An 8629-nucleotide genomic window follows, 5' to 3' on the forward strand; every position below is an offset into this window, starting at 1 on the left:
ATTAAGTTTTTTAATATCTTTTTTAGTGAATAAAATTTTGCTCATTTAATAGCCTCCTATTCTTATATTATATTGTATAAAAAAAGTACCCATAGTCTAAACACTTTTTTTCAAAGTGTCCATTCTATAGATACCATTTTAGAAATAACTTCTCTTATTTTTAAATCTTAATAGTAACACTTTGGCTGTATCGAACAATTCATCAACAAAAGCATCCCTCTCAACTCTTGATTTCTTTTGATGAGATGAATCATCCAACTCTATACCACAAATTAGCTCCAACGTATCAAATCTACATAATAAAACTTGTTTTAATTAACCGACGTACCTGTCCCTGTGCTTTCTGCGTTCTGTGTAGATGATAATACGTCGAGTAGCGGTGATAATTTTTTATACGCTAGCAATCATTGACTAAAGAAATCGTCGAGGCTAGTTTTTACTGTTTTAAAAAACATTCTGCTATGGAATTACTTAATGAGATTATTATCAACAGCTTTTGCATCCATAAAGAACTTTATATATTCATCAATATCACTTATGGTCTTATCACCAACAACGAAATTAATGGAATAGTAGATATCATCTTCTTGCCACCTATAGCTAAGATCTATATATGGCCCTTTTCCACCTTCTTGCGATCCATACATAAGTTTTTCTTTAAAAACTTCTTTATTATTAATAGTCACCAATTCTCCTTTAGCTGTATTATATTCACTTTTGTCTCTATTAGTAAGCACTAGTAAGCCCTTCTCTTTAAATTGTTTGTAGTACTTTGGCATTTCTTTGCTTTGCGTAAATTTGATAGGGACTTCTATAACATCTGAACCATAGTAACGTGTGATAAGAGAATCCTCTAGTATGTATGAACTCCCTATATCTCCATGTGGTGTTTCTAGTGGTAACTTAAAGTTGAATCCAAGGGCTTTCCTTGCATTTTTAACGTCTTCAATATCATATATGTCGAATGCTCTACTCCCACAACCAGCATAGTTGATATTCTTAATATCCTTTGGATTTTCAATGGATTCAACCATTTTTTGTATGTCAGCCAAAGAAATTTCTCCCTCAAGCTCATCTCCTCTGTAACGCATATATTCTATTGCATAAAACATGCTGTCAAGCTTAAATACAAAATATTTTTTAGTTATAGGAAGGATCTTTTCTTCAGAATTATCGTTAGAAAAAGATCGCTTCGTTTCAAGACTTTCGCTCTTAATATTACCAAGTTGAAGGGGTTTCCTACTAACTACTTCTGTTAAAGAACGCTCGGCTTCTTCTTTTAAATATGCAGCAGGATCTTCTTTCGATATATGTAAATCAAAATAAAAACTGTTTCTATTATCCGTGCTATCAAATCCACACTCTATTCTATTATTTGATATAAGCCATAGTGAACATGGCGCATAACTAGGGGGTAAAAAATCAGGTACCTTAAACTTAAAATCCACATCACTTTCTAAGCTATCTAAATTTTTATACTCCTTTTCATATGCATCTATTATAAACTTCTTTTCCTTCCCACTGTCCTTTGATACTGCCTCTACTTTTTGATTAGATAATTTTGTAATAAAAATATTTTCATTTGCATTAACTGGGTTTGTAAGTACTGCACCACTTACTATAATACTTCCTACTATTGCAATGGCTCTCATTTTAAAAGAATTCTTTCTAAATTTTCTAATCATATTAATTCTCCTCTCCAATTGTCCTGTTGTACCTAAAAAGCTTGCAAATCCCAATCGATTTTGATTTGTTAGAAAAAGGCGGGTAACCTTTATAATAGTCATGCCATAGGATACGGCTTCTTCTTCACCCAGTAACTCTAATACATAAGCATCACAAGCTAACTCTCTATCAATTTTTTCTTTCTTTATAACCATCCATATAAGTGGATTGAACCAGTGGATTGATGCATCCACTATTGCAAGGATATTATATAATAAATCTTTTCTCTTATAGTGAGTAAGTTCATGTAAAATCACATGTTGAAATTGATCGTATCCTATTCTAGTTTCTATCCCTTTTGGAATGTATATCTTTGGGCGAAACACCCCTGTAATACACGGGCTCTTAAAATCATCACTGATGTATACATATACCTCGCTTTTTATACCTATTATTTTTTTGCATTTATCAACTATAGATACTAGTTCTAGATCTCTAAGTTTTGTGAAGGATGTTATTTTTTTTCTAAATCTAAATTGAATAATTATATAACCTACAATCATCACTAAAAACCCTGTAAACCAAATTATTGAGAGTATTTTTATAGTTTTGCTATACTTGTCTGCTATACTCCCATTATCTTTAACACTTGGGATTGATAAAGCATTTTGACTTCTTTGGTGATCCTTAGGGTAAGTCGTGTATTGATCAATTTCTATATCATCCTGCGTAGGTTGTATTTTATCGTATATATCATTGTTAGAAGACGTTAAATTTGAAAGAGTACTGTTAATCTGTGTCTCTGTAGAAGGTAAAAAATTAAATACACTAATGGGGCTCTCTGGGACAATAGGCATGATAAACCTAAGTAGTACTATGATCCACAGGGTGTGATGAAATCGTATACTTATATGTTTTTTAAATAAGATTTTAAATAAGAGGATTAGTAATGCTGTGATGCTTGCTGTAAATGAAGCTGATACAACAGATATAAATCCAATATTTATAATATCCATAACTATTACTCCTTTTATATCTTTCGAATTTTCTTATCTTCTAATTTTACTTTTGAGAATTCTCTTTTTTCTTATCTTCTAATAACTTTTGTATTCTTTCGATATCTTCTTTTGTAAGATTCTCTTGATCTATAAAATTACAAAATAGTCTATCAATAGCTCCATTATATACTCTTCGAAGAAAAGATTTATTTTCAGTCATTATGTATTTTTTATGTGTAACAATAGGATAATATAGATAGTTACGACCAGATTTGTTATACCCTATCGCTCCCTTTTTCACCAATCTAGTGATAAAAGTTTTAATAGTTTGTGGATTCCAATTCATTTTTTGAGATAGCTCTGATATAATCTCATCAGAAGTAATAGGGTTAGATTTCCAAATAAACTTCATAACTTCTAGTTCAGAATTAGATATACTCGGGATATTGTTCATTTTTGAACCTCCTATTCATTTCAATCTACACGTGTAAATCTAAGTACAGTCTACATATGTAGATTGAAATTGTCAAGCTTTTTTACTTAAATATTCAAATAATGGATTAAATTTGAAATATCAAAATTCCACGTCAAATTAAAATTACTGTCATTCATGCTTTAATTACGAAGAATTTTAAAAACATTTTATTGAGGGAGGCATCGTAATACTCGATTTCTTTTTCTCGGGATAAGCATCTTTCATGCACATAGTTATACTGATATTGTTCAGACAGCGCCATAATCACATAGCTTGCAGTTCTAATGACTTTAGCAACAAGAAAAACATACTTCAAACGGAATGTTTTAATTTGATGTCTGTATTCTAAATTGCTCAAAAAATCAAATTTGAACATTAGAAAAAGATTATATGCCAGCATCATCATTTAAAATATTGCTTCATTTGACCAATATGAATAGATGATTATGTTAATTGGTTTAATAACTATAGAATTCATTCGTCATTAGATTATTTAACACCATATCAGTATAAAATAAATCACCTTAAAAAAGTTGTCTAAAAAATGTTGACAGTCCAAACACCGTTTACCAAGCGTGTTGATTATCCATAAAAAGGTAGAAAAAAGAGTACTTCTGATGTAAAATATTTGGTATCTAACCACACAAATATTTTAGAAAAGAAGTACTCTTTATGAAAAAGAATAACACTATAATGGATATAAAGATACATCTAGAAAATTTACTGTATATACATTACTTCAATATTTTGTAGCAGCAGCTATTGGTGAGTAGAAAAGTTTTAGACAAAGTACTGAAAAATTGAGTGATTTTGGACTTACACTAGTAGATTACTCTACTATATCAAAGAAAGCAAGTTCAGTAGATTATGAAATTACAAAAAGACTTTTTCATATACTTGCTAACAAATGTAATCGTTCAACAAGAAGGGCTTTGGATCTTCCTAAAGATTTATTAGCTATTGATTCTACTACTATTACCGTAGGTAAAAATCGTATGCCATGGGCAAAATTTAAGGGAGAAAAATCAGGCGTGAAACTACATATAGCTTTAAATGTGACTCAAATGACACCCTCACAAGTAGAAGAAACTATTGCATCAAGGCATGATGGTCCTGTAGGAGAAAAATTAGCCAATTCAGAATCTATTTTAGTTGAAGACCGTGCATATGGCAAATTAACACGTTTTGATGAATTTAAAAAATTTAAACAATGGTTTGTTATTAGAATAAAAGAAAATATAACAACCTATTATCCTAGCTCCTTAAAAAGTATTCTGCAAGAGGATTCTACAATAATAGAAGATATTACTTGTAAGTTAGGAAAAGGAGAAAAAAGAACAAATAATAGATTTAGATTTGTTAAATTCAAAGATTTTAATGGAAAGACAATCAGAGTCTGTACAAATATAATGTATCTTCATCCAGAAAAAATTGCTGATATTTATAAAGAACGTTGGAAAGTGGAGACTTTTTTCAGATTCATAAAACAGAATTTAAATGTAAAAAGATTATTCGGAACAAGTCAGAATGCTGTATATAATCAGCTTTTCTGTGCATTAATGGCATATATTCTTTTGTATTTTGTATATGCTCAAGCGTCTAAAAGATGGAAGTATGTTAAATTATCATTAATACAGTTTATAAGAAAGTTATGTTCTGATAATCTCGAAGCAGAAGTAAGAGTATCAGTTTATTTTGTCATGGAGAAAATAAGGCAAATGAAGGTTAATTATATGGTAAATATTTCATAATCAACACGCTTGAATTTTTCTATTAACTGTTTTGTTGAAGATGCCTTCTAAACGCTATGAATCATATAGAACATTTCATATTAGGCATATGAAAAATCACATGGGAATTTTTTCAAATTTCTGCTACTATTAAATAATATATAAACTTCACCACTAGGAGGTCCTTATGAAAAATCTAAAATTAATTTTAAGCTTCATCTGTTTATTTGGGATTATATTGTTTCCCTCTATTTCTTTTACAGAACCACAAATTGAAGGTTCTTATGAAAAATCTTCTGAAGAAGTTCTCTTTAATACAGGTATCCACACCATTTATCTAAATACCTATAATATAGAAGGACAAAGGGATATATTCATCTGTGTGGAAGACCTAGAAGGTCTAGGATATGATAAAAAATGGTCATCATTTAGGCGCAGAACCATCTTTACACGAAAAAATACAGGTAAAAAAACTAATACACCTTATTTTGAAGATATGAACTTTTCTATAGATGAAGATCTTTTAAAAAAGAACCGTATCAAGTTAAGGGACAAGGGAAGTATTTATAAAAGTAATGTGAAAGTATATATAGATGATAAAGAAGCCAAAACTTATAATACGGGAGGATATTCCTTAATTGGTTTAAAAGAATTAAGAAAACTCCAAATTCCTTATTTCTTTTCATTTAATAGGGATGCTTATAGCAATCAAAAACTTTATCCTCTACTTACAAGTAAAGGATATGGTCTAGTAGATATAAATACAAACCTAATTGTGAAACCTCAATTTAGTCATATATACTTTCCAGAAAATGATACTAAGAACCTTTTAGCATTAAATAATGGTTACTATTCTATAATTGACCATGAAGGTCACCTAATAAAAGATCTATTTAAAGATGAGGAAGGTTTATATATAACTGTAAAAAAAGATTATATTATTTCTAAACAAGTTAGAAAAAATTCACCCTATAGAATATATGATTTTAATGGGAATGATCTCTTTAATGAAGATTTTCAATCAATTAATGTAATAGATGAAAATCATATATGGGTCCAAACTAAGGATCTAATGGGCAAAGTTTATAAAAAAGAAGGAAATAGTTTCAATGAATTTTATACCTCTAATAGGGAGGGTTATAAAGTATTTTATATAAAAGACAATTTAATGTTTTCTAGTAAATATTACAAAGACCCCATTTTAATAATTAATAAGGATAATGATAAAGAAATTCTTTCAGATAATGAATATATTAAGATCTATACATTCCATAATGGCTATAGCCTTGTTAAACTTCCTAATAAAAGATATACCTTTATAGATACAAATCTAAAGAGAGTAACTAATGAAGATTTCAAGGATGCAGGAAGAGTACATAACGATCTCTTTGCCTTTTTAAAAGATGGAGAATATACTGGGCTCAGCTCTGCTGAAGGTCTTCATGGTGCCAAGTTTGGTCTAATGGATATAAAAAAAGGTCTAATCCTTCCAGCAGAATATAAAAAAATTAGGGTCTATGAAGAGGGTTATATAAGATTTTCTAAGGAAGGAAAAAAATATGGCATATGTAATTTAAGTGGTCAGGTGATTCTTAAAGAAAAATTTGATCATATTTTATTAAAGGATTCCTACTTTTATGGTTTAGAAGGTGATATTTTCCATATTTATGATATGGGTGGTAAGCTCATTTCTCAAGAAAAAAATATTGATCAATACGATTTAAGGGAAAACACAAGCTATTATGTTCAATTTTGGGATGATAGGAAAAAGGATGAACTTCCATGTGGCGGCAATTGGTCTGACTATAGGAGGGGAGAAAAACTTCCCCAAGGTATAAAAGCCTTTGTTTTACACCCTTATAAAGATGAAGAGTGTCACTATGGATTTGGAAGTGTAAATAGCATTCTTACAGATGAAGGACTATTGATTCCTTATGGTATTACTCATAGAGGAATGCCCGTACCTCCTCCAGATTCTATCCTACCTACTCATTTAATGAAATAAGGCATATAAAAAAAATAAACTAGTCAGATATTTCTGAGAAATTTGGATTATTTTCAAGGCATGGTGAGCCAGCATATTAAACATATGCAAAGGATTCCATAAGAAAGAAAATAATTCAAATATCCAGTAAAATGACTAATTTATTTTTTGAATATACCTTATATACTTATATATTTAACTTCATTTCCTGATTGGTCTAAAAACTTTCTAAAGTCATGAGAAGATATGCTTATGGTTGCAGTATTCACATTAGGATGAAAGTTCACTTTTTCACCCTTCATTATATCCTCATCTATATATACTCTTACTTCCTTATTCTCATCGTTGATAATACCAAAGGGCGAAACAGCTCCTGTTTTTAATCCTAAATATTTATCTAATCTTTTATCTGACCCAAAGCTAAGTTTTCCTGCTCCAGTCTTTTGTCCCAAGTCACTAATATCTAGTGCTTTGTCATGGCTCATTACTACTAAATAGTGAATCTTACCCTTTTGATTTCTAAAGAATAGGTTTTTACAGTGAACCCCTTCAATATCCTTCCAATATTCTAATGCATCATCTACCGTTAATACGGCTGGGTGTTCATGAATATCATATTGAATATTTAATCCCTCTAATACTTCATATACTTTTTTATCCTGATTCATAATGTATCCTCCTTAAACCACGTTAAAATAATAATCCGTTCCATATACATTTATTACTACTAATCTTTAGAAAAACCTTCCATATTAAGCATATTTTTTTGATTTGTAGTATTTCCTTCACACAGCCAAAAATGAAATCCATTTACATAATCATTGAGATGCCAACGTTTTCTCTTCCTTTATATTGTCAAAATTTATAAAAAATGATAATTTGGCATCGAACTTGCATTATATATGCAAGTCAAATTTTTAACAAGTCTTATTTTAATGAGGGGGCGTGTTGATGAAACTGTAAAAAAGCCTTGAGGTGTAGTGATATTAACTATGGATTTGCAGAATACAGATGCGAGAAATGTGGAAAGAATAATAGAGAATTTTGGCAAAATTTCACAAAGAAAATATTTACAAGAGAAAAAGTATATGCTATAATACCCATGAACTTAATATAAAAAACATGAAAAATGGAGAGTCGTACAAATAGACTTATGAAAATGGGTTTGATTTTGTACGCTTTTTTATGTCACCAATAGCTATCGAAGGGGTTAAAAGTATTGAGACCCTCTAGGAGGGGATGTATATGAATTATCAATTGTATGAGAAAATAGAAGGAAATCTTGTTATTGCAATAGTAAATAGTATGGAAAAACTTGATTTAGCTATTTAAACCCCTCATGAAATCGTTTTTTTGATACAAAATAAAAGATATTTTTTAGGGGGATAAGAAAATGATTAAAAATTTTGCACACAGAGGTTTTAGCGGAAAATATCCTGAAAATACAATGCTTGCTTTTGAAAAAGCAATAGAAATTGGTGCGGATGGTATTGAATTAGATGTTCAATTAACAAAAGATGGAGAAGTAGTCATCATTCACGATGAAACTGTTAACCGAACAACTGGAGGAGAAGGACGAATACAAGATTATACATATGAAGAACTTTCAAAATTAGATGCTTCATATATATATACGGGAAAATATGGAATTAATAAAATACCTACTTTAAGAGAATACTGTGAATTTGTAAAAGATAAAGATATTGTTACAAATATAGAATTAAAAACGGGTATTTTTGAATATTTAGGAATAGAAGAAAAAGTATGGGATCTTATA

The 8629-nt window shown here is 29.7% G+C and carries 6 protein-coding genes and 3 pseudogenes; 4 read left to right on the forward strand and 5 right to left on the reverse strand.

All coding sequences use genetic code 11. The annotated features are described in order from the left end of the window. Nucleotides 1–138 precede the first annotated feature (138 nt). The 4 genes and pseudogenes from N4A57_RS18645 to N4A57_RS04225 form a co-directional block, all read right to left on the reverse strand. Nucleotides 139–291, reverse strand: a pseudogene (locus N4A57_RS18645) (DUF2726 domain-containing protein); the annotation flags it as partial. A 176-nt stretch (nt 292–467) separates the two neighbouring features. Further along, the gene (locus tag N4A57_RS04215; protein ID WP_293656331.1) at nt 468–2681 is read right to left on the reverse strand and encodes a M56 family metallopeptidase; all 2214 of its coding nucleotides are present in this window, start codon (nt 2679–2681) and stop codon (nt 468–470) included. A 46-nt stretch (nt 2682–2727) separates the two neighbouring features. Beyond that, nucleotides 2728–3117 carry a BlaI/MecI/CopY family transcriptional regulator gene (locus N4A57_RS04220; RefSeq protein WP_293656332.1) on the reverse strand — a complete coding sequence of 130 codons (390 nt, stop codon included), beginning with the start codon at nt 3115–3117 and terminating at the stop codon, nt 2728–2730. A gap of 232 nt (nt 3118–3349) precedes the next feature. Further along, nucleotides 3350–3574, reverse strand: a pseudogene (locus N4A57_RS04225) (IS1380 family transposase); the annotation flags it as partial. On the opposite strand from N4A57_RS04225, the gene N4A57_RS04230 reads away from it, so the two are divergent. The 3 genes and pseudogenes from N4A57_RS04230 (at nt 3575) to N4A57_RS04240 (ending at nt 6873) form a co-directional block, all read left to right on the forward strand. Continuing rightward, entirely contained in the window at nt 3575–3679 is a 105-nt protein-coding gene (locus tag N4A57_RS04230) for an IS3 family transposase (RefSeq protein ID WP_442863855.1), read from the forward strand. It abuts the pseudogene before it with no gap. A 253-nt stretch (nt 3680–3932) separates the two neighbouring features. Continuing rightward, nucleotides 3933–4889 (forward strand): annotated as a pseudogene (locus N4A57_RS04235) (IS4 family transposase); the annotation flags it as partial. A 166-nt stretch (nt 4890–5055) separates the two neighbouring features. After that, nucleotides 5056–6873 (forward strand): WG repeat-containing protein, encoded by a 1818-nt coding sequence (locus tag N4A57_RS04240; protein ID WP_293656333.1) that lies wholly within the window; start codon nt 5056–5058, stop codon nt 6871–6873. 158 nt (nt 6874–7031) lie between these two features. On the opposite strand, the gene N4A57_RS04245 is transcribed toward N4A57_RS04240, so the two are convergent. Continuing rightward, the gene (locus tag N4A57_RS04245; RefSeq protein ID WP_293656334.1) at nt 7032–7520 is read right to left on the reverse strand and encodes a prolyl-tRNA synthetase associated domain-containing protein; all 489 of its coding nucleotides are present in this window, start codon (nt 7518–7520) and stop codon (nt 7032–7034) included. Nucleotides 7521–8245: 725 nt separating this feature from the next. Between N4A57_RS04245 and N4A57_RS04250 the strand changes: the two genes are divergently transcribed. Further along, nucleotides 8246–8629, forward strand: a 384-nt coding sequence (locus N4A57_RS04250) for a glycerophosphodiester phosphodiesterase family protein (protein WP_293656335.1), incomplete at its 3' end; no start/stop codon positions are given.

Source organism: Anaeromicrobium sp. (genome assembly GCF_025210435.1).
In the GTDB taxonomy this organism is placed as follows: Bacteria; Bacillota; Clostridia; order Peptostreptococcales; family Thermotaleaceae; genus Anaeromicrobium.

Excerpts from the sequence above, each read along its gene's own strand:
- N4A57_RS04245 (WP_293656334.1), bottom strand. The coding sequence starts at position 7,520 with ATGAATCAGGATAAAAAAGTATATGAAGTATTAGAGGGATTAAATATT.
- N4A57_RS04215 (WP_293656331.1), bottom strand. The coding sequence starts at position 2,681 with ATGGATATTATAAATATTGGATTTATATCTGTTGTATCAGCTTCATTT.
- N4A57_RS04240 (WP_293656333.1), top strand. The coding sequence starts at position 5,056 with ATGAAAAATCTAAAATTAATTTTAAGCTTCATCTGTTTATTTGGGATT.
- N4A57_RS04220 (WP_293656332.1), bottom strand. The coding sequence starts at position 3,117 with ATGAACAATATCCCGAGTATATCTAATTCTGAACTAGAAGTTATGAAG.